The 2,789-nt window shown below is 40.6% G+C and carries 3 protein-coding genes; all 3 read right to left on the bottom strand.

What is annotated here, in order from left to right:
* On the bottom strand, positions 1–383 hold a 383-nt coding region (locus AAKU52_RS17265), incomplete at its 3' end, for a tyrosine-type recombinase/integrase (protein WP_354335869.1).
* 34 nt (positions 384–417) lie between these two features.
* The gene (locus tag AAKU52_RS17260; RefSeq protein WP_354335867.1) at positions 418–1,341 is read right to left on the bottom strand and encodes a tyrosine-type recombinase/integrase; all 924 of its coding nucleotides are present in this window, start codon (positions 1,339–1,341) and stop codon (positions 418–420) included.
* Positions 1,342–1,393: 52 nt separating this feature from the next.
* Positions 1,394–2,653, bottom strand: coding sequence for a site-specific integrase (locus AAKU52_RS17255; protein ID WP_354335865.1), 1,260 nt, complete (start codon positions 2,651–2,653; stop codon positions 1,394–1,396).
* Between the last annotated feature and the right edge of the window lie 136 nt (positions 2,654–2,789).

Here is a 2,789-nt window from a genome sequence, read left to right as displayed (position 1 = left end):
GAAGTATCTGGTTGGGCAAGCAGCAGTTTCATGCCTTCTGTGGACAGAAAGACTACTGCTGCTCTTGGAACTTTTTTGATCCTAATGGCAAGTATCCGCTGCCATTCATTCATATGCTCAGGGCACTTATAGAGGAGGAACCTGAAAAAAGAATGCAATGCTGCCAGCCGGGCGTTCCGGGTAGCTATGCCACATTTCCGTGTGATCTCAAGCCATTCCAGAAAAGCAACAATCCTATCTTGTGTGATATCTTTGAAGTCAACATGGTCCGCTCCAATATTGAAATTATCCCGCATAAAGACGAGAAAAAGTGAAACAGAGTCCCTGTATGCGCTTATGGTGTTGACAGAGCAGCCTCTCTCTCCTGAAAGATACTTTACCATAAAGTATGTCAGGTATTTGGCAAATTCATTTTGCTTAATCATTTGGCCTATATTTAAGTTCAGGAAATATGTAAGAACAAATACTATCTGTTTGACTGAGTAATTCTGGATACATCTGGGAGGTCAATCTAAGATACCGATCGGTGGCTGCAAGAGATTGATGGCCTACATAAGTTGATAATATCGGAAGAATATAATACAGGTCTTTGCCTTCTTTTGCCAATTGAACCATTGATTTTACACAAAAAGTATGGCGGATGTCTTGTAACCTTGGGCCGGGAACCTTTCCACGCCGCCTGATGTCCGCTATTTTTAACATCTTGCTCCACCACAGGTAAAAGCTATTTGCGAGGCATTTGCAGCCATTTAATTTAACAAAAAAGTGGTCACTGTTATCAGGAAGCAAAGTTCTGTACTTTCGGTATTGACGACAGGTCTCCGCTAAGGAATCGGAGATAGGAACCATCCGATCTTTCCCATTTTTACAGTTACGCAGAATCAGGTAATTATGATCCAGGTCTACATCCCTATTAAGTAGGTTGGCTGCCTCTCCAACTCTTATGCCTGTAGAAAAAAGCATACGGATCAAAGCGGGCATCACCATTATTTCACTTCTTGCATGCTTGTCAAACAGAACAAGGGAATCACAGGCCTCAAATAAAGCTTGAATTTCCTGGTCGGAAAAAATATAAGGGATGAAGTTATCGTGTTTTCCAAACACTCTTGAGGGAATATAACTGTCATATCCCAGATTCACTAAGTATATTGACAACTGGCGAAGAAAGCAGTTTCTATGGGACCAGGTATCGGTCGCTTCATCCGGCCGACGGCCACACCACTCTTCCGCTAGCTCCCTGGTGATGTTGATAGTTGTAAGACCTTTTTTAAAGGCAAAGGCGTCAAAGGCAAGCAAACTATATCTGGGGGCTTCAGACTTGAAGCCAAGATTTCTTCTCATATTAAGGAAGTCAATTATAAAAGGCATTAGAACACCAGTCAGGCTTGATTTATTATTCATAAAGCGCACCTCCTTTCTGAGTGTAAAATCGCTCCGGGACAGCGGGAACATCAAGGGCACATTGTCTCAAAGACTCAGTATCTATTCTTAGGTAACACATTGATGTCTGAATATTGGTATGCCCTAGTAGTTCGGAGATGATGGGAAGCGCTGTTTTCTGTTCCAATAGCAGGCTGGCCATAGTATGTCGCAAAGCATGAGAACCGTGTTTTCGCGCTCCAATATTGACTCCCGATTCACTGATTGCTCTGCATGCGGTTTTGGACACCCTTTTTGATTCTATAGGATTATGGGGGTAAGCATTTTCAAGGAAAACGTGTTTATCAATTGAACTAGGGCGTGCATATTTGACATAATTGATTATAGAATCACCGACATCTGCTGGTAATGGGAGTTCTACCAATGCTTTTGTCTTAAACTGTTGAAAAGAAATCGTCTCCTGGCTCCATAACAGATGCCCGAATTCCAGGCTGCTAATATCAGAAGCTCTCATTGCCAATCTTACTGCTAGCATTAATATGGCATAATTCCGCTTTCCGGTGGGTGTACTTCTATCTATGGAGTTTAGTATGGTGTGGACCTCTTCTTTTGTATAGGTAGAGGGAAGTTGTGGTTGTTTTTTATAGTTATCTTTGGGTACAATCAGTGACAAGTCCTTTTTTGTTTTTTCTTTCTCGTGAAGGTATCTCAAGAAGTTCTTTATAATAGATAATGCCAAATGTTTGGCGCCAGCAGCCTGGGGAAGTAAGTTTGCCGCATATTTCATGATTACCAGCGGTGATAATAAACTTGCGCTGGAGATCCCAGATGCATCCAAGTGTTTCCAAAACTGATATAAATACCAGGAGTGTCCCTGCAACGTCTTTTGGTTCAACCGCATTGATCCCTTATAATCGATGTACTGTTTCATCAGCAATCCTATTTCACCCTCAAACGTAATGACTTCCCGTCGCTGGATGATCTCAATCATTTTGCCTGTTTCGGTAAACTGAGCCAAACAAAGCGCACATCTTAAACAATGTTTTTGGTGGTGGGTAAGTTTTGAGATAGGTTTCTCACCATAAGTAAGGCTCAGATAATCAGTAATGGTATTGGAGCTGCACTTTTCTATCTGCTCCCTTTCCATGTGCACTTTTATCTTTTTCCAAATCCAATTGTATATGATTACTGTTTGTTTGCTTCGACCTCTATCTTCCAGATATTTAGAAGCAAAATGTGTGAGTTCCTCAAATGAGGAGTAGTTTGTAGACATAATATTATTGTTTAACAGCCACTATATTGTGAACATTTATCAATAACATTATGTAAACTATTATGGAACTAATTATCTTGTAAAGAACTCTTTATGGAAGATAGTTTACATAAGTATTTTTTATGCATAATCTTTT

This window comes from Pedobacter sp. CG_S7, assembly GCF_040544395.1.
GTDB lineage: Bacteria > Bacteroidota > Bacteroidia > Sphingobacteriales > Sphingobacteriaceae > Pedobacter.
This window is presented reverse-complemented; position numbering and strand designations above follow the sequence as displayed.